This is a genomic window from Kitasatospora sp. NPDC038210, assembly GCF_055600605.1.
This window is the reverse complement of the sequence record NZ_JBVJYK010000019.1, coordinates 84688-102561: the sequence shown is the minus strand read 5'-3', so window position 1 is coordinate 102561 and position 17874 is coordinate 84688. Positions and strand designations below refer to the sequence as shown.

The window sequence follows — 17874 nt, the reverse complement described above, 5'->3', positions numbered from 1 at the left end:
GATGCCCCGGATCACCCGCCGCACCCTCCTCACCGGCCTCGGCGGGGCCGCGCTCGCGGCCTGTACGGGCGGCACCGAGCAGGCCCCGGCGCCGGGCCCGGCGGCCGCCGGCGGCCTCGACCCGAGCGCCTCGCCGACCGCCGCCCCGGCGCCGCCGGTCACCGTGAACACCGCCACCGGGCCGGTGCTGGTCCCGGCCGAGCCGATGCGGGTGGTCGTGCTGGACACCGACGCCCTCGACTCGGCGCTGACCCTCGGCATCACCCCGGTCGGCGCCGCGCTCCCCGCCCGCGACACCCGCTACCCCGACTACTGGCCGGCCTCCCGGACCACCGGGATCCGGCTGGTCGGCCCCGCCGGTGCGCCCGACCTGCCGACCGTACGGGCGCTGCGGCCGGACCTGATCCTCTCCAACCAGGCGCGCGACGGCGACCGCTACGACCAGTTGCGCGAGCTGGCCCCCACCGTGCTCACCCAGACCACCGGCGCGCCCTGGAAGGCCGACTTCGAGCTGCACGCCCGGGCGTTGGGGCGGGTGGCCACCGGGGAGGCCTTCGCCGACGCCTACCAGAAGCACGCCGGGCAAGTGGCGCAGGCGCTGTCGACGGCCAGACTGTCCGGGCGCCGGGTGAGCCTGGTGCGGTTCGTGGAGGGCGGCGGGGTCCGGCTGTACGGCCGGCAGAGCTTCCCCGGGACGGTGCTCGCCGACGCCCAGGTGGGGCGGCCGGACGCGCAGAACGTCGACCAGTCGGACTTCGAGGTCCCGCCGGACCAGATCGCGAAGGCGGACGGCGACCTGCTGCTCTACGCGACGTACGGCGATCCCGAACAGGCGGGCCTCGACGCGGTACTGGCGAGCCCGGGCTGGCAGGCGCTGGGGGCGGTCAGGGCGCACCGGGCGTTCCCGGTGGACGACCAGTTGTGGTTCCAGGGGATCGGTTACACCGGGGCCAACTACGTGCTGGACGAACTGCAGCGCTTCCTCGGCGCGTGAGCAGCGGCCCGCTCGGGCACGATCGATCACGATTCGGTCCGACGTTAGGCGCTTGACCTGCCGCTCCGTCAGAATGAGCCGAAAAATCACGGCTCACTCCGGGGGACGACACAGTGTCAACTACCGCACCCACCAACGCAGCTCCACAGGCTCCGGCCCGCAAGGGGAAGGCGGCCGCCCTCGGCTGGCTGATCAGCATCGGCTTCAACGTCGTCGCGCCGATCATGATCTACAACCAGCTGCACGACCACGGCTACAGCGAATCCACCGCCATCCTGCTCTCGGGCCTGGGGCCGGTGATCGACACCCTGATCTACCTCGTCTGGCACCGCCGGATCGACGAGTTCGCCGTGGTCTCCCTGGTCTTCGTCGCCCTGACCCTGGTCGTCGCACTGATCGGCCCGCAGGACCCGAAGATGCTGCTGGCCAAGGACTCCTTCGTCTCCGGCCTGCTCGGCGTGCTCTACCTGGTCTCGCTCGCCGCCCCGAAGCCGATCATGTTCTACTTCGGGCGCAAGTTCGCCACCGACGGCACGCCGGAGATGGTCGCCTGGTGGAACTCCATGTGGCAGTACCCGGGCTTCCGCAAGGTCCAGCGCAACCTGACCATCGTGTGGGGCGTGGCCTTCGTCCTGGAGGCCGTGCTGCGGATCGTGCTGGTCTACACCCTGTCGCACGGCACCGTGGTGACCGTCAACAACATCCTCCCGTACGTGGTGCTCGGCGGGCTGGTCTACTTCACCATCGCCTACGCCAAGCGGGCCAGCGCCAAGGGCCGGGCCGCTGCGGCCGCCGCTGCCGCTGCCACCGGGGCCGCCTCCGCCGAGGCCACCGCGGCGGTGTGAGTCAGCGGGCGCCCGCGTAACGGGCCGGGGAGACACCGACCGCGGCGGTGAAGTCGCGGGTGAGGTGGGCCTGGTCGGCGTAGCCCAGCTCGGCGGCGAGTGCGGACAGGTCCAACTCGCCGCCGAGGCGCGCTCGTTCGGCCGCCTCGTGCAGCCGGGCGCGGCGCAGCACCCACTTCGGGGAGGCGCCGACGTACTCGGCGAACAGGCGCTGCAGACGCCGGACGCCGAGGCCGAACTCCCCGGCCAGGTCGGCCACCCGGCACAGGTCCGGCCGGCCGGTGATGCGCTCCACCATCGCCGCGACCTCCTCGGCCACCGGGTCCGGCGCGGGCAGCCGGGGCAGCAGGAAGGCGTCCGCGAGGGCGGCCGGGTCCGCCGCGTCGCCCAACAGCACCGGGTTGAGCCGGTCGGCCGCGGGCCCGAAGAACTCGGCGGCCGGCAGGGTGCGGTCGGCCAGCTCGCCCACCGGGCAGCCCGCGAACGGCCGGAAGGCACCCGCGCGGAACCGGACGCCCAGCACGTGCCCGGCGCCCTCCAGCCGGCGGACGAACAACGAGCGGACCACCCCGTAGACGGTCGCCCGCGGGGCCTCGAACACCAGATGGACGTTGGGGTGGGCGAGCACCTTCTGCTCGTACGCCGGCAGCCCGCGCAGGTCCCAGCCGACCCGCCAGTAGTACTCGACGAACCGCGCCACCTCGGGGGCCGGCTCCAGCCGGTCCACGCTGATCAGCTCGGCCGCCCGGGCCGGGTGCAGCACACCCCGGCCGAGGTCGGGAGGGTCCGCGGCGTCCATGGCGGCCAGGTTAGCGTCGCGTTTCTTCAAGACGGTGCGGCGCGGCGCGGCGGAGGATCGAGGGCATGAACGTCCACCCGATGCACCCCTTCCTGGCCCGCGCCGCCTCCGCCGCGGCCGGAGTCGCCGCCGCCGTCCCGGCCGGCCACCCGCCGACCGCGCCGACGCCCTGCGCGGACTTCGACACCCGCGCCCTGGTCAACCACTGGGTGCTCTACACCTCGCACGGCCTGGAGCACCGGGCCCTGCGCACCGAGCTGCCCCCGGAGCTGAGCGCGCGGGACTTCACCGCCGACGCCGAATGGCGCCCGGCGTACGCGGCCCAGCTGGAGCGCGCCGTCGCCGCCTGGTCCGACCCGGCCGCCTGGGAGGGGGACGTCGACCTCGGCGGCTCCCCGGTGCCCGCACTCGGCATCGCCCGGATGCTGATCCTGGAGCTGCTGCTGCACGGCTGGGACGTCGCCCGGGCGACCGGCGGGGAGATCGAGGTGGACGAGGAACTCGCCCTTCTGGTCGGCGAGATCGTCGCCGAGAACGCCGAGCTGTACCGGCAGTACGAGGGCTTCGCCGGGGCGGTCGCCCTGCCGGACGACGCCTCCGCCTGGGACCGTGCACTCGCCGCCTCGGGGCGCGACCCGCACTGGAAGGCCTAGGGCCGGGGGCCGCCCAGCGCGGCAAGGAGTTCGCCGCGCAGGAGCCGTACCGCCGGGGACTGCTGGTCCCGGCGGCCCGTGAGGCCGAGGCAGGAGCGGACGGCGGCGTCGGCGATCGGGACCGTGCTCAGGCCGGGGCCCTCCACGGAGGACGGGCTGAGGATCGCGACGCCGGCGCCGCGTTCGGCGAGGCGCAGGACGGTCGCCGGGGAGCTGGCGTCGATGTCCACGCGCGGATCGAGGCCCAGCTGCGCGCAGGAACGCTCGTAGGCGGCGCGGATGCCGGTGCCCGAGGAGAGACAGAGGATCTTCTCCCCGCGCAGGTCACCGAGGGTCAGTCCGGGCCGGTCCAACGGGTGCCCGGCCGGGACGACGGCCGCGACCTGCTCGTCGACGACGACGTCGACGTCCAGGCCCGCGGCGACCTCGCCCGCGTAGCCGATCAGGGCGAGGTCGAGGGCACCCGACAGGACCTGCGCCTGGAGCAGGTCGGAGTGCCCCTCGTGCAGGCTCAGTTCGATGCCGGGGTGGGTGCGGCCGAGGTCGGCGACGGTGTCCAGGAACGGCGGGATCGAGCAGCCCATGATCATGCCGAGGCGGACCCGGCCGCGCACCGCGTCCGCGTACTCGGCGGCGGTGAAGCGGATGGCGTCGAGCGTGGCGAGGGCGTTCTTGGCGAGCGGGAGGACCGCCTCGCCCACCGGGGTGAGCCGGACGCCGCGGCCGGACCGGTCGAGCAGCTGCTGCCCCAGCTCCCGCTCCAGCTTGGCGACCTGCGTACTGATCCCCGACTGGCTGACGTGCAGGCGCGCGGCCGCCGCGGTGAAGGAGCCCTCGTCGATCACGGCGGCGAAGTAGCGCAGCTGGTGCATCTCCATAACCAACGATGATATCCGGCATCCGATCCATCTGTTGGACGGATGGATCGGACGGCGGAAGGATGGAGGCATGACGACGACGAAGAACGCACGCGAGCTTGCCGAGACCTACTTCACCGCCTGGGAGGCGGGCGACTTCGAGACCCTCCGGGGCGTGCTGGCCGACGACGTGGACTTCGTGGGGGCACTGGGGACCGCCTCCGGCGTGGAGGAGGCACTGGGCGGACTGCGGGGCCTCGGGCAGGTGCTGGAGAAGATCGACGTGAAGGTGCGGCTCGCCGAGGGCGACGAGGTGATCACCTGGTTCGAGCTGAACACCAGCGTCGCGGAGCCGACCCCGACGGTGAACTGGATGCACGTCGAGAACGGGAAGATCGCCCGGATCCGGGTCACCTTCGACCCGCGCGCCCTGCTCGCCGGGTTCGAGAAGAAGAGCTGAGCCCGGAGGGGCAGGAGCGCAGGAGGGCCGTGACCAGCGGGGGTGGTCGCGGCCCTCCTCCGTGTGCTGCCGTCAGGGCCTGGGCCGAGGCCGTGGAACAACCCCGCACCGCAGCCGAGCTGTCGTCCAGGCTGAGGTCCTTCGAGCCGGGGACGCCCCGGCTTCGAGCGCTTCGGCCTCGCCGTCACGCCCGACGGTCAGACGGTTCGGCTGACTCCCCGGACGCCACGGTGCCTGCCCGGGCTTGAAGACGGGAGTGGGAAGTCGGCCCCGCCGACTTCCCACTCCCGTCCCTCCACCCGCCGCTTCACTCCCCGAGACGGATCGGCTCCCCCGTCCGGTGCAGGTGGGCGAAGATCTCCCGATAGGACCGGAGCGGGCCCGTCTCGTAGTACGGGATGCCCTCCTCCGCGCAGAACTCCCGGGTGATCCGGGCGGCCCGCCCGAGCGCGGGAGTCGGCATGCTGGGGAACAGGTGGTGCTCCACCTGGTAGTTCAGGCCGCCCATCACCGCGTCGATGACCACACCACCGCGCACGTTGCGCGAGGTGAGCACCTGGCGGCGCAGGAAGTCCAGCTTCATCTCCGGGGTCACCATCAGCATGCCCTTGTGGTTCGGGGCGAAGACGCAGCCCAGGTACACCCCGAGCAGCGCCTGGTGCACGGCGAGGAAGGCGACCGCCTTTCCCGCCGGCAGCGCCGCGAACACCAGCCCGAAGTACGCCGCGAAGTGGACGACCAGCAGGACGCCCTCCAGCACCGGGCGCTTCATCGTGGGGCTGCGCAGCGCCCGGAAGCTGTTGAAGCTGAGGTTGAGGCCCTCCAGCAGGAGCAGCGGGAGGAACAGGTACGCCTGCCGGCGGCCGATGAACCGGGCGAGCCCGCTCGCCTGCCGGGCCTGCCGCTCGGACCACACGAGGAGGTCGGGGGAGACGTCCGGGTCCCGCTCCTCGTGGTTCGGGTTGGCGTGGTGGCGGGTGTGCTTGTTCATCCACCAGCCGTAGCTCATGCCCATCAGCAGGTTGGCGGCGATCCGGCCGCCGATCTCGCTCGGCACCCGCCGGGAGAAGACCTGACGGTGCGCCAGATCGTGTGACAGCAGGGCGACCTGCGCGAACACGACGGACATCGCCGCCGCCAGGCCGAGCTGCCACCAGGTGTCACCCAGCGCGAACAGGGCCCACCAGCCGCCGAGGAACGCGGCGAGCACCAGGGCCGCGCGCACGGCGTAGTAGCCGGGGCGCCGGCCGAGCAGGCCCTCGGCGGCCATCCGGCGGCTCAGTCGGGCGAAGTCGCTGCCGGCGCTCTCGGCCTGCGGGGCGGGGGCGACGGTCATCGTCACGGGCTGTGTGGGCATGGCCCCGAGTCTGGTTCGGCGGGGTGGCCCGGAGAACGGGGAAAGCACCCGTCCCGTACGGGTGTTAACCCCCGTCCGGCGAGGGGGGCGGCCCCCGCCGCGGCGACCGTCTACGATGTCCGCCGAAACCATCCGGCCTGCACCACGGGGGAACTGATGACGGGTCACTGGCAGGAGATCGGGACGCCGGGCGGCATCGAGGCCTACGTCCACCACCCGGAGGGCCAGGTCCGCGGCGCGGTCGTGGTCTGCTCCGAGCTGTACGGGGTCAACGCCTACGTCCGCGGGATCTGCGCCGAGCTGGCCGCCCTCGGGTACGTCGCGCTGGCGCCGGACTTCTACTGGCGCAGCACCCGCCGCACCGAACTCGGCTACAGCGCCGAGGAACGCGAGTCCGGTCTCGTCCTGATGCGCGCCCTGGACCGCGACCAGCTGGTGGCCGACGCCGCCGACGCGCTGGCCGCGGCGCGCGGGGCGGCGGACGGCCACGGGGTGGCGTTCCTCGGCACGAGCATGGGCGGCCACATCGCCGTCCGCGCGGCCACCGAGCTGCGCTTCGAGCTGGCCGCCGTGTTCTACCCGGGCTGGATGCTCAACTCCGGCTTCCCGCTGGTCGGCCCGGTCCCGCCGCTGGAGACCGCCGACCGCATCGCCGCCAACGGCGTGTTCCTGCTGGGCTTCAACGGCGACCGGGACCACATCCTGCCGCTCGCCGAGTGGCAGGCGGTCGAGGAGAAGCTCACCGAGGCCGGGGTCGTCCACGAGCTGGTCACCTACCCGGGTGCCGGGCACGGCTTCGCGGCCGACCGCGCCGACGAGCACGACGCCGCGGCCACCGAGGACGCCTGGCAGCGCATCCACCGGGCGCTGGCCAAGCACCTGTAGGCCGTTCGCGGGCCGGCGGCCGCCCCCGTCCGCACGGGCGCGAGACTGCCGGCCCGTCCGCCGGGCGTGGGGGCCGCCCCGTCCGCGCGGGCGCGAGGCGGCCGGCCCGTCCGCCGGGCGTGGGGGCCGCCGTCGGCCCCGGCGGATCAGCCGGCGGTCGGCGCCGACCGGAACAGCTGGTCCAGGTGGTAGGCGAGGATCGCCAGCGCCTCCTCGCCGCCGCGCTGGCCGCCCAGGACGCTCGACCCGAGGCCGTTGACCATCGCCAGCAGCCCGGCCGCCGTGACGTCGGTGTCCCGGCCCGGGTCGATCTCCCCGGCCTCCTGCGCGGCGCGCAGCTGCTTGGCGAGGAAGCCCTCCAGCAGTTCGGGCTGCCGGGCGCCGTGCCGTTCCATCGCCTGCGGGTCGCCGAGCACCAGCGTGTAGTACGCGGTGTAGGTGCGGGTGATCCGGCGGCTCTCCGGGTCGGTCGGCAGGATGCAGGACAGGGCCGCCGTCACCACCTCGCGCGGAGTGCGCGCCTCGCCGATCCACCGCTCCATCCGGGCCTGGAGCTGGGCGCCGAGCCGGGCGAAGGCGTCGAGCAGCAGGCCCTCCTTGGTCGTGAAGTAGTACTGCACGAGCCGCAGCGAGACGCCGGCCTCCGTCGCGACCGCCCGCATGCTGGCCGACTGCAGGCCCTCGGTATCGGCGATGCGCAGCAGGGCCTCGGCGATCTGCCGCCGCCGCTCTTCGTGGTCGACCTTCGCGGTCATGTTCCGACCTCCGTGGCGGGGCCCGACGGTCGGGGCCCTTCTTCTGGTACACCCGTATCATGCATGTGATACACATGTATCATGCGAATCAGCGAGTTCAGCAACGGCAAGGCCGAAGCCCGCTTCCGCACCGCCTACGAGCGCGCGCTGACCCGACTGTGGCCGGGCCCCCGGACGTCGCTCGACGTCCCCACCGGCTTCGGCACCACCCGGGTGCACCGCACCGGCCCCGCCGAGGGGCCGCCGATCCTCCTGCTGCCCGGCTCGGGCGGCAACGCGCTGATGTGGCACGGCCACCTCAACGACCTCGCCCGCCGGCACCCCGTCATCGCCGTGGACACCGTCGGCGAACCCGGCGCCAGCGTGCAGAGCGCCCCCGTCCGGGACGGGCGCGACGCCGCCGCCTGGCTGGAGGACCTCCTCGCCGGGCTCGACCTGCCGGCCGTCCACCTGGTCGGCTGCTCCTACGGCGGCTGGATCGCCCTCAACCACCGGATCCACCACCCCGGACGGACCGCCACCCTCACCCTGGTCGACCCGGCGGGCCTGGCCGACCCCGGTCGCCGCTTCTACGCCTGGCTCATCGCCGGCGGCCTCGCCGCGCTGGCCCCGCGCCCGCTCCGGCCCCGACTGGCGGCGCTGGTCGGCAACAGCGCGATCCTGGAGACCGAGCTGATGGCCCTGATGCGCGCCTCCCTGGGCTTCCGCCGCCGGCTGCCACCGGCCACCACCCTCACCGACGAAGAACTCGGCCGCCTCCACGGCCCCGCGCACTTCCTGCTCGGCGAGCGCAGCGCCCTGCACGACGCCCGGGAGGCCGCCGCCCGGCTGCACCGCCTCGTCCCGGACGCCCGGGTCACCCTGGTTCCGGGTGCCGGTCACGCCCTGCCGACCGACGACCCCGGCGCCGTCCTCGCCGGAATCCTCAGCACGGCCGCCGGGCAGGCCAGTTGACCCTCCGCGTCAACACGGGGACAGCGAGCGGACGGACGTTCAGGTGCATCTGTCGCGCTCCGGCCGGGAGCACCGGGCGGGCGGGAAGCCTCGTGCGTGACGGCCGCTCGTCCCGGGCGGCCGCACCGCACCACGGAGAGTCCCCCGACTCGCCTGTCCCCACGCTCCCCAGCCGCGCTCGCCGGCGCCGTCCCTGACCGTCACCGCCCTGGTCGGCCCGGTTCCGGCCGCCACCGCCGGCGGGCCGGTACCTGAACCTGCACCAGTGCACGTACTACTACGCCGACTACCACGACCACTTCACGACCTTCGCCACGAGCGGGGACGGCCGGTTCAAGGCCGGGACGAACATCTCCGACACCCCCGACACCAAGCCCTCCTGCGGTGCCGGGGACGGTCGGTACCAGCTCGTCCCGGTGCTCCCCGGCGTCAAGGCGCTCCCGCTGCGCTGAGGCCCGGCGCCATGCCGCGCCGCGCCATGCCCCGCCGAGCCCTAACCCGCCGCCGCCTGCCCGCCGAGGGCGGCGCGGACCAGGCGGGTGACGGCGGGAACGGCCGCGGCGGGCCCGTCCCCCGCGGTCGGCTCCACCTCCGCCGCCAGGGCGTCGTAGGTCTCGAAGGCGGTCAGGACGAACAGCAGGCCGGCCGCGTCCGGCGGGGCGGCGGGAAGGCGGCCGGTCAGGACCGCGGCGCCCTCCCGGCGCCGGGCGTCGCGGTCGGCGATGACCCGGCCGACCTCGTCGTCGAGAGCGGCGAGGGCGCGCAGCCGGCGGGTGCAGACCCGGTCGAACGCCCAGAAGCCGCCCATCACCTCGACGAAGCGGTCCACCGCCGCCCACGGGTCGGCCAGGGTGAACGCCTCGGCCAGCCGGGCCATGCCGCCCTGCTCGGCGAGGGCGTCGCAGACCGCCTCCAGCAGGCCCGTCTTGGAGCCGAACTGGTAGTAGACGGTGGCCCGGGCGACGTCCGCGCGGCGGGCGACCGCGTCCAGCGAGAGCCCGCCGGTCTCCGCCAGGTGCACCCGGGCGGCCGCGACGATGCGGGCCCGGGTCTCGTCGACCTCCGCCTGCCGCTGTCCCATCCGGTAGGACCGGGGGCTCATCCCGCTCGCCTCCACTCGTTCCGCGTGTGCCGTCCGCGTGAACCGGAGGTTCCGCGTGAACTGGCAGTATCGCGCGAACCGGCGGGGCCGCCGGCCGGTTCACCCGTGCCGGGACGCCCCGGCACTCACACGATGACCCGGCCGCCGCTGACGTCCAGGGTCTGCCCGGTGATCCAGGACGAGGCGTCGGAGGCCAGGAACAGCGTGGCGGCGGCCAGGTCCTCCGGCTCGCCGAGGCGGCCCAGCGGGTGCGCGGCGGCGACCGCGGCCTGGACCTCCGACGGCATCCGGGCCGCGGTCCGCTCGGTGCGGACGGCCCCGGGCGCGACCGCGTTGACCCGCACGCCCTCGCCGGCGACCTCCAGCGCCAGGTGGCGGGTGAACATCAGCACCCCCGCCTTGGCCGCGGCGTACGCGGCGGACGCCCCGCTGGGCAGTCGGCCCGCCGTCGAGGCCATGGTGACGATCGAACCGCTGCGCCGGGCCGAGAAGCCGGGCAGGAAGGCCCGGACGGTGAGGAAGGTGGCGGTGAGGTTGCCGTCCACGACGGCCCGCCAGTGCTCCTCGCTCTCGCGGACGGTCGGTACGGGGTAGCCGTCGCCGCCGGCGAACGCGGCCAGGACGTCGACCGGGCCGAGCTCCCGCTCGATCCCGGCCGCGGCGGCGTCGAGCGCCGCCGGGTCGGTGCAGTCGGCGACCAGTCCGAGCGCCCTGGCGCCCTCCGCGCGCAGTTCCGCGGCCACTTCCGCCAGCGCCGCCTCGTCCCGGCCGAGGACGGCCACGGCCGAGCCCTGACGGGCGAAGGCCCGGGCGGTCTCCGCGCCGATGCCGCGGCTGCCGCCGGTGATCACGACGACCCGGCCGTCCAGGTCGGGGTACCGCGCCTGTCGAACTCCCATGTCCCATCGCTCCTTCGGGCTTGCACTCGGGGCTTGCTCTCACGGTGTGCTGTGGTTCACTTGATTCATTCATACAGTCCGTCTGAATGAATCGCAAGGGCGAACCGCCGGGGCCGCACGGGCTCGCGGGGAGCCCCGCGATCACAAGGAGGAACCGATGAGGATCGCAGTCGTGGGCGCCACCGGCCGTACCGGCCGCCTGGTGGTCGACCTCGCCCTGGCGGCCGGACACACCGTCACCGCCGTCGCGCGCACCCCCGCCCGACTACCGGAGTTCGCGCACGGCACCCCGCGCACCGCGGCCGCCGACGTCCACGAAGCCGCGTCGCTGCTGGCACCGCTGGACGGCCAGGACGTCGTCGTCGCCGCCCTCGGCACCACCGGCCGCCGGGCCACCACCGTCTTCTCCGACGGCGCCCGGGCCCTGGCCGCCGCCGTCCGGGCCGGCGGCGGCGCACACCTGGTGACCATGGGCTCGGCGGGGCTGGACCCCAGTCGGCTCCCGCTCGCCCAACGGGTGGTGACCAGGCTCGTGGTCGACCGCTTGTACCGGGAGATCCACCACGACCTGGCCCGGATGGAGGAGGTGCTCGCCGAGTCGGACCTCGACTGGACGGTCGTCCGCGTGCCGATGCTCAAGGACGGGCCGCCGTCCGCCCACCCCCTGGTCTCCTACGACCGGCCGCTCCCCCGCGCCGGCACCGCCGCCCGCGCCACCGTCGCCCGCTGGATCACCGACCACCTCGGCGATCCGGCCACCTTCCGCCGCCTCGTCCACCTCGCCGACGGCTGACCGCCCACGGCTGCGCACCGACCTCGCCGACCCACCGACCCCGCCGACCGAGCCGACCCGCCGACCGCGCCCCGCCGCCGGCCGACGGCCCCGGTGGCCGCCGGCGCCTCAGCCCTGCTGCTGCGGCGGCCGGCGGCGCATGCCGACCAGCAGCAGGACCACCGCGGAGATCACCGCCGACAGCCGCAGCACGTTCGGGGCCGACGACCAGCTGATCTGGCCCAGCGGGGAGCCCGACTGCAGACCGCCGCCGCCCTGGGCACCGCCCTGCTTGGCGTGCTGCATGCTGTACAGGGTGGTCGCGCTCATCGTGATCAGCGGAATGCCGAGGATCACGAACTTGCGCATCAGGTCCGAGAGTTGGCGCGACAGGTAGCCCAGGCCCCAGCCGGCCAGCATGACCGGGAAGAGGCCGGTGACGGCGCCGCCGACCAGCAGGGCACTGGAGAGCAGGATCAGCGGGGACGCCTTGCGGGCACCCGCGTCCTTGCCCGCCGCCCCCTTTCCGGCACCCTTCCCCGCGCCCTTCCCGGCTGCCTTCCCCGCCGCCTTCCCGGCCGCCTTCCCGCCCGCGGGAGCCCCGGGCGCGCCGACGGCGGCCTGCGGAGCCGCCGTGCCCTTGGTCAGGCGCAGCTTCCCCGCCCGCCGCGCCGCCTTCGGGTCCGCCCCGGGCCCCGCCGGCTGCGCCGCGGCCCCGGCCTCGGAAGGCCCGTCGGCCGGTTCCGGCGCACGCTGCCCGGGGAGCGGCCCCGGCGCGGGCTCCGGCCCGTCCGAGAAGTCGAACACCGTCATGGTCCACGGGCCGGTGCTGCTCACCGTCGGCGGCGGGATCGCGGACGCCCGCCGCTCGGTCTCGACCGCGTCCGGCGGGTTCAGCGGGACGGAGGGAATCCCGGCCGCACTCGGCGCCGGGGGGTCGTACACGCTGTCAGGATCCGACGCGGGCACGGGCGGCACCGACGGCGCAGGCGGCACGGACGGGGCGCCCGCGGCGGCCGGTACGCCCGCCCCGGCGCCCGGAACGGCACCGCCCGGTGCGGTCCGGTCCTCCGCACCCCCGGCCGGGCGCTCGCTCCACGGCCCGCTCTTGCGCCACCACTCGCCGTCCGTCATCTCCGACACCCCGCCTCGCCCGGCCCGCCCTTGGAGAGCGCGGCCGCCCACCGAACCGCCCTCGGCGTGACGCTACCCACCCCGCCCCCGCCCACGCGAGTCCGACCGCCGGGGCGGAGCGGCCGCCGGTCCGGCGGTGCGCGGGACACCACGCCGTCGGCCCGCCCGACTAACCTAGGTCGAATGACCACACAGCAGGGCCCCCAACGCCGGGGCCGGTCCACCACCGGCCCGCGCACCCTCGCCGAGGAGCTGCGCGCCCGTCCCGACGACGCGCTCGCCGCCCTGCTCCGCTCCCGCCCCGACCTGCTGAACCCCGTCCCCGGCGACCTCACCCAGCTGTCCGCCCGGCTCTCCTCGCGCGCCTCCGCACTGCGCGCCCTGGAGCGACTGGACCGCTTCACCCTGCAGGTCGCCGAGGCACTGGCCACCACCCCGGACGGCACCTCCGTGACCACCGTCCGCTCCCTGCTGACCGGCCCGGCCAAGGTCAAGCCGCACCCCGGCGCGACCCCGCTCACCCCGGCCGACCGGTCCGCCGTCGCCGCCGCCCTGCCCCGCGCGATCGCCACCCTGCGCGACCGGGCACTGCTCTGGGGCCCGGACAACGGCCTGCGACTGGTCCTCGCCGTCCGCGAGGCGCTCGCGCCGACCGCCGCCAACCCCGGCCGCACCGGGCTCGGCCCGACCCTCGCCGACGCCACCGCCGGCACCTCCCCCGCCCGGCTGCAGCAGCTGCTCGCCTCGGCCGGCCAGCCCGCCACCGCGGACCCGGTCACCGCCGTCGCCGCACTCACCGCGCTGCTCACCGACCGCACCCGCTGCGCCGCGCTGCTGGACACCGCCCCCGAGCCCGCGCTGCGGCTGCTCGACCGGCTGGTCTGGGGCCCGCCCACCGGCACCGTCCCGGACGCCGCCCGCCCGGTCACCGCCGAGGACGCGCAGAGCCCCGTCGAGTGGCTGCTCGCCCGCGGCCTGCTGCTGCCCACCAGCCCCGGCAGCGTCGTGCTGCCCCGTGAACTCGCCCTGCACCTGCGCGGCGGCCGCACCCACCGCACCGTCGAACCGGTCCAGCCGGAGCCCGCGCCCGCCGCCACCCCGCGCGATCCACAGGCTGTGGACAGCGCCGCGGCCGGCCAGGCCCACACCGCCGTCAAGACCGTCGAGGAGCTGCTGGACGGCTGGGGCCTCACCCCGCCGCTCACCCTGCGGGCCGGCGGCCTCGGCGTGCGCGACCTCAAGCGCGCCGCCCAGGCCCTGGAGACCACCGAGCAGCAGGCCGCCTTCTGGCTCGAACTCGCCTACACCGCGGGTCTGCTGGCGCCCGACGGCGAGGTGGACGAACGCTGGGCCCCGACCCCCGGCTACGACACCTGGCTGCAGCTCGACACCGCCGAACGCTGGTCCGTCCTCGCCACCGCCTGGCTCGCCGCCACCCGCGTCCCCGCCCTCGCCGGCAGTCCGGACGGCAAGGGCAAGGCGCGCGCCGCCCTCGGCCCCGAACTCGACCGCACCCTCGCCCCGGCCGTCCGCCGCGCCGCCCTCGCGCTGCTCGCCGAACTCCCGCCCGGCACCCCGGCCACCGCCGAGGACCTGCTGCCCACCCTGCGCTGGCAGCGCCCGCTGCGCGGGGGCCCGACCGGCCAGGACGGCCGCGAGCTGCGCGACGACCTCACCGCCTGGACCCTCGACGAGGCCGAACTGCTCGGCGTCACCGGCCGCGGCGCCCTCGCCGCCCCCGCCCGCGCCCTGCTCACCGCCGAGGCCGACCCGGCCGAGGTGCTCGCCCCGCTGCTCCCGCAGCCGCTGGACCACGTGATCCTCCAGCCGGACCTCACCGCGATCGCCCCCGGCCCGCTGCTCACCCCGCTCGCCCACGCCCTCGCCCTGTGCGCCGACATCGAGTCCAAGGGCGGCGCCACCGTCTACCGGTTCACCCCGGCGTCCGTCCGCCGCGCCCTGGACGCCGGACGCACCGCCGCCGACCTGCGCGCCTTCCTGGAGCAGCACAGCCGGACACCCGTCCCGCAGCCGCTCGCGTACCTGATCGACGACGTCGCCCGCCGGCACGGCATCCTGCGGGTCGGCGCCGCCTCCTCCTACCTGCGCTGCGACGACCCGTCCCTGCTGAACGAGGTGCTCGCCGACCGCCGCTCCGCCGACCTGCGGCTGCGGCTGCTCGCCCCCACCGTCCTCGCCTCCCAGGCCGCCCCGGACGTCCTGCTCGCCGCGCTGCGCACCATGGGCTACGCGCCGGCCGCCGAATCCGCCGAGGGCGACGTGCTGATCACCCGCCCGGACAGCCACCGCACCCCGCCCCGGACGGCGCCCGCACCCGTCCCCGACGGCCCGCCCACCCCCGACGACACCCTGCTCGCCGCCGCCATCAAGGCCATCCGGGCCGGCGACCGCGCCGCCACCGCCGCCCGCCGCGAGCCCACGCCCGACCCGCTCCGGCTCCCCCGCACGGCCGCCGCCGAGACCCTGGCCGCCCTCCAGACGGCCGTCCTCCTCGGCGAGCGGATGTGGATCGGCTACCTCAACGCCGAGGGCATCGCCAGCCAGCGCATCATCGACCCGGTCAAGGTCGAAGGCGGCTTCGTCACCGCCTTCGACCACCACGCCGACGAACTGCGCACCTTCGCCCTGCACCGCATCACCGGCGTCGCCGAGCTGCAGGAGTAGCCGCCGGCCGCCTGCGGACCGCCGTGCGGGGACGCGGGCGACGGCGCATCAGTGCCCCTGCGACTCCTTCACCTTCTCCTTGACGGCCTTGTCCGCCAGGCTGCCGATCTGCCCCTGCCCGACCGGCAGTTCACCCCCGGTGACGGTGTCCGCGAGCAGGAAGCCCGGCGCCGCGAGCAGGCCGCCGGGCCCCTCGCCGATGCCCGCGAGGGCGTGGGCGGAACCGGCCGAGGAGGCGGTGGCGGCGAAGGCCGTGCCCATCAGGGCGAGGGCGGTGAGAACGCGCTTCGACTTCTTCATGACCAGCTCAACGAGCGAGTGCGCACGGTGGTCACTCGTAGCGTTGCCGGGCCCCTGGTGCGGGCGCAGTCTGGAGTGGGGGATTCCGGAAGGAGGCATCATGCTCGGCGATCGGATAGCGGAGCTCACCACCACGGAAACCGGCCGACGGGTCCTCGCCACGGTCGGCGGTCCCGCGCTGGAGGTCTCGATGACCGGCACCGGGCAGCTGCTCGGCCACCAGGTCCGGGAGTTCGTCAGCTACGAGTCCGAGCTGCGGCCCGACGGCTCGCTGTTCGGCGAGGGCCAGGGCGTCGGCATGACGGACAAGGGCGAGACGTACAGCTGGCACGGCAGCGGCATCGGCCACTTCACCGAGGGCGGCGCGGTCAGCTGGCGCGGCAGCATCTTCTTCGAGAGCACCGCCGACGCGTTCCTGCGCCTCAACGACCTGGTCGGCCTGTTCGAGTTCGACAACGATCCCCAGGGCAACGGCAAGGCCGTCCTGTACGAATGGAAGTAGCCCGTCCACGTTCCCGGCGGAATGCGCGACACTGGAGGGTCTGCGTCAATCCACCCTGTCAGCCAGTGGAGGGCTCCCCCGCGTGAACGACGGACCGCTCATCGTCCAGAGCGACAAAACTCTTCTCCTGGAGATCGACCACCCCAAGGCCGCCGACTGCCGCCGCGCCATCGCACCGTTCGCCGAGCTGGAGCGGGCGCCCGAGCACGTGCACACGTACCGGGTGACCCCGCTCGGGCTGTGGAACGCACGCGCGGCCGGCCACGACGCCGAGCAGGTGGTGGACGCCCTGGTGACGTACTCGCGCTACCCGGTGCCGCACGCGCTGCTGGTGGACGTGGCCGACACCATGGGCCGCTACGGCCGGCTCCAGCTGCTCAAGCACCCGACGCACGGACTGGTCCTCGCCACCACCGACCGGCCGGTGCTGGAGGAGGTGCTGCGCTCCAAGAAGATCGCCCCGCTGGTCGGCGCCCGGGTCGACCCGGACACCGTGGTGGTGCACCCCTCCGAGCGCGGGCAGATCAAGCAGGTGCTGCTCAAGCTCGGCTGGCCCGCCGAGGACTTCGCCGGGTACGTGGACGGCGAGGCGCACCCGATCCACCTGGAGGAGGACGGCTGGCAGCTGCGCCCCTACCAGGCGCAGGCCGTCGAGGGCTTCTGGCACGGCGGCTCCGGCGTCGTCGTGCTGCCCTGCGGCGCCGGAAAGACGCTGGTCGGCGCGGCCGCGATGGCGCACGCCAAGTCGACCACGCTGATCCTGGTCACCAACACCGTCTCGGCCCGCCAGTGGAAGCACGAGCTGGTCAAGCGCACCTCGCTCACCGAGGACGAGATCGGCGAGTACAGCGGCACCAGGAAGGAGATCCGCCCGGTCACCATCGCCACCTACCAGGTGATGACCACCAAGAAGAAGGGCGTCTACGCGCACCTGGAGCTCTTCGACGCCCGCAACTGGGGCCTGGTGGTCTACGACGAGGTGCACCTGCTGCCCGCCCCGGTGTTCAAGTTCACCGCCGACCTGCAGGCCCGCCGCCGGCTCGGCCTGACCGCCACGCTGGTGCGCGAGGACGGCCGCGAGGGCGACGTGTTCAGCCTGATCGGCCCCAAGCGCTTCGACGCGCCGTGGAAGGAGATCGAGGCGCAGGGCTACATCGCGCCCGCCGACTGCTGCGAGGTCCGCGTCACCCTGACCGACTCCGAGCGGCTCGCCTACGCGACCGCCGAGCCGGAGGAGCGCTACCGCTTCTGCGCCACCACGGCGACCAAGCGGCGGGTGGTGGAGGCGCTGGTCAGGAAGCACGAGAAGGACCAGACGCTGATCATCGGCCAGTACATCGACCAGTTGGACGAGCTCGGCGAGGCCCTGGACGCCCCGGTGATCAAGGGCGAGACCAGCAACGCCCAGCGCGAGAAGCTCTTCGACGCCTTCCGGAACAAGGAGATCGGCGTCCTGGTGGTCTCCAAGGTCGCGAACTTCTCGATCGACCTGCCCGAGGCCACGGTGGCCATCCAGGTCTCCGGGACCTTCGGCTCCCGCCAGGAGGAGGCCCAGCGGCTCGGCCGCGTGCTGCGCCCCAAGGCGGACGGCCACGCGGCCCACTTCTACTCGGTGGTCGCCCGGGACACCGTGGACCAGGACTTCGCCGCCCACCGGCAGCGCTTCCTGGCCGAGCAGGGCTACGCGTACCGGATCATCGACGCGGACGACGTGCTGTAGCCGGACGGCCCGGCAGCGGACGGCCCGGCAGCGGGCGGCTCAGTAGCGGACACCGTCGCGCCCGAGGAAGATCACGCGCGCGGCGGTGTCCAGGGCGATGCCGACGTTGCGGACGGCGGTGCTCAGCGGATTGCGGTGGCGGCCCTGGACGGCGGTCGCGCCGGCCGGGCCCGAACGGGAGGTGCGGTTCTGGGTGCTCAT

The 17874-nt window shown here is 74.7% G+C and carries 19 protein-coding genes; 10 read left to right on the top strand and 9 right to left on the bottom strand.

Translation table 11 applies throughout. The features are described 5' to 3' along the window. The first annotated feature begins 1 nt into the window (after nucleotide 1). On the top strand, nucleotides 2-994 hold the full coding sequence (locus ACZ7KX_RS31455; protein ID WP_470329417.1) for an ABC transporter substrate-binding protein: 993 nt from the start codon (nucleotides 2-4) through the stop codon (nucleotides 992-994). A 113-nt stretch (nucleotides 995-1107) separates the two neighbouring features. After that, nucleotides 1108-1839 (top strand): VC0807 family protein, encoded by a 732-nt coding sequence (locus tag ACZ7KX_RS31450; protein WP_470329416.1) that lies wholly within the window; start codon nucleotides 1108-1110, stop codon nucleotides 1837-1839. 1 nt (nucleotide 1840) lies between these two features. On the opposite strand, the gene ACZ7KX_RS31445 is transcribed toward ACZ7KX_RS31450, so the two are convergent. Continuing rightward, nucleotides 1841-2638 carry an AraC family transcriptional regulator gene (locus tag ACZ7KX_RS31445; RefSeq protein ID WP_470329415.1) on the bottom strand — a complete coding sequence of 266 codons (798 nt, stop codon included), beginning with the start codon at nucleotides 2636-2638 and terminating at the stop codon, nucleotides 1841-1843. A gap of 65 nt (nucleotides 2639-2703) precedes the next feature. On the opposite strand from ACZ7KX_RS31445, the gene ACZ7KX_RS31440 reads away from it, so the two are divergent. After that, nucleotides 2704-3291 carry a TIGR03086 family metal-binding protein gene (locus tag ACZ7KX_RS31440; protein ID WP_470329414.1) on the top strand — a complete coding sequence of 196 codons (588 nt, stop codon included), beginning with the start codon at nucleotides 2704-2706 and terminating at the stop codon, nucleotides 3289-3291. On the opposite strand, the gene ACZ7KX_RS31435 is transcribed toward ACZ7KX_RS31440, so the two are convergent. After that, nucleotides 3288-4169: a LysR family transcriptional regulator gene (locus ACZ7KX_RS31435; RefSeq protein WP_470329413.1), complete on the bottom strand. Its 882-nt coding sequence runs from the start codon at nucleotides 4167-4169 to the stop codon at nucleotides 3288-3290. The two genes, ACZ7KX_RS31440 and ACZ7KX_RS31435, sit on opposite strands and share 4 nt — an antisense overlap. A 70-nt stretch (nucleotides 4170-4239) precedes the next feature. Here ACZ7KX_RS31435 and ACZ7KX_RS31430 point away from each other — a divergent pair, with 70 nt between their 5' ends. Beyond that, entirely contained in the window at nucleotides 4240-4608 is a 369-nt protein-coding gene (locus ACZ7KX_RS31430; protein WP_350525134.1) for a nuclear transport factor 2 family protein, read from the top strand. A gap of 307 nt (nucleotides 4609-4915) precedes the next feature. Here the strand turns inward: ACZ7KX_RS31430 and ACZ7KX_RS31425 are convergent, their stop codons facing one another. Further along, a complete protein-coding gene (locus ACZ7KX_RS31425) occupies nucleotides 4916-5965 on the bottom strand; it encodes a fatty acid desaturase family protein (RefSeq protein ID WP_470329412.1) in 1050 nt (349 codons plus the stop codon). 156 nt (nucleotides 5966-6121) lie between these two features. On the opposite strand from ACZ7KX_RS31425, the gene ACZ7KX_RS31420 reads away from it, so the two are divergent. Further along, a complete protein-coding gene (locus ACZ7KX_RS31420) occupies nucleotides 6122-6850 on the top strand; it encodes a dienelactone hydrolase family protein (RefSeq protein WP_470329411.1) in 729 nt (242 codons plus the stop codon). 146 nt (nucleotides 6851-6996) lie between these two features. Here ACZ7KX_RS31420 and ACZ7KX_RS31415 read toward each other — a convergent pair whose 3' ends face one another. After that, nucleotides 6997-7605, bottom strand: coding sequence for a TetR/AcrR family transcriptional regulator (locus tag ACZ7KX_RS31415; RefSeq protein WP_470329410.1), 609 nt, complete (start codon nucleotides 7603-7605; stop codon nucleotides 6997-6999). A gap of 81 nt (nucleotides 7606-7686) precedes the next feature. Between ACZ7KX_RS31415 and ACZ7KX_RS31410 the strand changes: the two genes are divergently transcribed. Further along, nucleotides 7687-8559, top strand: coding sequence for an alpha/beta fold hydrolase (locus ACZ7KX_RS31410; protein WP_470329409.1), 873 nt, complete (start codon nucleotides 7687-7689; stop codon nucleotides 8557-8559). A 493-nt stretch (nucleotides 8560-9052) separates the two neighbouring features. Here ACZ7KX_RS31410 and ACZ7KX_RS31405 read toward each other — a convergent pair whose 3' ends face one another. Continuing rightward, nucleotides 9053-9661, bottom strand: coding sequence for a TetR/AcrR family transcriptional regulator (locus ACZ7KX_RS31405; RefSeq protein ID WP_470329408.1), 609 nt, complete (start codon nucleotides 9659-9661; stop codon nucleotides 9053-9055). A gap of 125 nt (nucleotides 9662-9786) precedes the next feature. Then, the gene (locus ACZ7KX_RS31400; protein WP_470329407.1) at nucleotides 9787-10560 is read right to left on the bottom strand and encodes an SDR family NAD(P)-dependent oxidoreductase; all 774 of its coding nucleotides are present in this window, start codon (nucleotides 10558-10560) and stop codon (nucleotides 9787-9789) included. A 157-nt stretch (nucleotides 10561-10717) separates the two neighbouring features. Between ACZ7KX_RS31400 and ACZ7KX_RS31395 the strand changes: the two genes are divergently transcribed. After that, nucleotides 10718-11353 (top strand): NAD(P)-dependent oxidoreductase, encoded by a 636-nt coding sequence (locus tag ACZ7KX_RS31395; protein ID WP_470329406.1) that lies wholly within the window; start codon nucleotides 10718-10720, stop codon nucleotides 11351-11353. Nucleotides 11354-11461: 108 nt separating this feature from the next. Here the strand turns inward: ACZ7KX_RS31395 and ACZ7KX_RS31390 are convergent, their stop codons facing one another. After that, nucleotides 11462-12277 (bottom strand): hypothetical protein, encoded by an 816-nt coding sequence (locus ACZ7KX_RS31390; protein ID WP_470329405.1) that lies wholly within the window; start codon nucleotides 12275-12277, stop codon nucleotides 11462-11464. A 372-nt stretch (nucleotides 12278-12649) separates the two neighbouring features. On the opposite strand from ACZ7KX_RS31390, the gene ACZ7KX_RS31385 reads away from it, so the two are divergent. Further along, nucleotides 12650-15151 carry a helicase-associated domain-containing protein gene (locus ACZ7KX_RS31385; protein WP_470329404.1) on the top strand — a complete coding sequence of 834 codons (2502 nt, stop codon included), beginning with the start codon at nucleotides 12650-12652 and terminating at the stop codon, nucleotides 15149-15151. A gap of 48 nt (nucleotides 15152-15199) precedes the next feature. Here the strand turns inward: ACZ7KX_RS31385 and ACZ7KX_RS31380 are convergent, their stop codons facing one another. After that, nucleotides 15200-15451, bottom strand: coding sequence for a hypothetical protein (locus ACZ7KX_RS31380; protein ID WP_470329403.1), 252 nt, complete (start codon nucleotides 15449-15451; stop codon nucleotides 15200-15202). Nucleotides 15452-15551: 100 nt separating this feature from the next. Between ACZ7KX_RS31380 and ACZ7KX_RS31375 the strand changes: the two genes are divergently transcribed. Further along, nucleotides 15552-15953 (top strand): hypothetical protein, encoded by a 402-nt coding sequence (locus ACZ7KX_RS31375; RefSeq protein ID WP_470329402.1) that lies wholly within the window; start codon nucleotides 15552-15554, stop codon nucleotides 15951-15953. A gap of 82 nt (nucleotides 15954-16035) precedes the next feature. After that, entirely contained in the window at nucleotides 16036-17673 is a 1638-nt protein-coding gene (locus tag ACZ7KX_RS31370; protein ID WP_470329401.1) for a DNA repair helicase XPB, read from the top strand. 39 nt (nucleotides 17674-17712) lie between these two features. On the opposite strand, the gene ACZ7KX_RS31365 is transcribed toward ACZ7KX_RS31370, so the two are convergent. Next, nucleotides 17713-17874: a hypothetical protein gene (locus ACZ7KX_RS31365; RefSeq protein WP_350525159.1), complete on the bottom strand. Its 162-nt coding sequence runs from the start codon at nucleotides 17872-17874 to the stop codon at nucleotides 17713-17715.

What these genes read in the sequence shown, in the direction of transcription:
- ACZ7KX_RS31440 (WP_470329414.1), top strand. Translation starts at nt 2,704, where the DNA reads ATGAACGTCCACCCGATGCACCCCTTCCTGGCCCGCGCCGCCTCCGCC.
- ACZ7KX_RS31415 (WP_470329410.1), bottom strand. Translation starts at nt 7,605, where the DNA reads ATGACCGCGAAGGTCGACCACGAAGAGCGGCGGCGGCAGATCGCCGAG.
- ACZ7KX_RS31385 (WP_470329404.1), top strand. Translation starts at nt 12,650, where the DNA reads ATGACCACACAGCAGGGCCCCCAACGCCGGGGCCGGTCCACCACCGGC.
- ACZ7KX_RS31420 (WP_470329411.1), top strand. Translation starts at nt 6,122, where the DNA reads ATGACGGGTCACTGGCAGGAGATCGGGACGCCGGGCGGCATCGAGGCC.
- ACZ7KX_RS31405 (WP_470329408.1), bottom strand. Translation starts at nt 9,661, where the DNA reads ATGAGCCCCCGGTCCTACCGGATGGGACAGCGGCAGGCGGAGGTCGAC.
- ACZ7KX_RS31400 (WP_470329407.1), bottom strand. Translation starts at nt 10,560, where the DNA reads ATGGGAGTTCGACAGGCGCGGTACCCCGACCTGGACGGCCGGGTCGTC.
- ACZ7KX_RS31365 (WP_350525159.1), bottom strand. Translation starts at nt 17,874, where the DNA reads ATGAGCACCCAGAACCGCACCTCCCGTTCGGGCCCGGCCGGCGCGACC.
- ACZ7KX_RS31455 (WP_470329417.1), top strand. Translation starts at nt 2, where the DNA reads ATGCCCCGGATCACCCGCCGCACCCTCCTCACCGGCCTCGGCGGGGCC.
- ACZ7KX_RS31425 (WP_470329412.1), bottom strand. Translation starts at nt 5,965, where the DNA reads ATGCCCACACAGCCCGTGACGATGACCGTCGCCCCCGCCCCGCAGGCC.
- ACZ7KX_RS31410 (WP_470329409.1), top strand. Translation starts at nt 7,687, where the DNA reads ATGCGAATCAGCGAGTTCAGCAACGGCAAGGCCGAAGCCCGCTTCCGC.
- ACZ7KX_RS31445 (WP_470329415.1), bottom strand. Translation starts at nt 2,638, where the DNA reads ATGGACGCCGCGGACCCTCCCGACCTCGGCCGGGGTGTGCTGCACCCG.
- ACZ7KX_RS31380 (WP_470329403.1), bottom strand. Translation starts at nt 15,451, where the DNA reads ATGAAGAAGTCGAAGCGCGTTCTCACCGCCCTCGCCCTGATGGGCACG.
- ACZ7KX_RS31395 (WP_470329406.1), top strand. Translation starts at nt 10,718, where the DNA reads ATGAGGATCGCAGTCGTGGGCGCCACCGGCCGTACCGGCCGCCTGGTG.
- ACZ7KX_RS31435 (WP_470329413.1), bottom strand. Translation starts at nt 4,169, where the DNA reads ATGGAGATGCACCAGCTGCGCTACTTCGCCGCCGTGATCGACGAGGGC.
- ACZ7KX_RS31375 (WP_470329402.1), top strand. Translation starts at nt 15,552, where the DNA reads ATGCTCGGCGATCGGATAGCGGAGCTCACCACCACGGAAACCGGCCGA.
- ACZ7KX_RS31430 (WP_350525134.1), top strand. Translation starts at nt 4,240, where the DNA reads ATGACGACGACGAAGAACGCACGCGAGCTTGCCGAGACCTACTTCACC.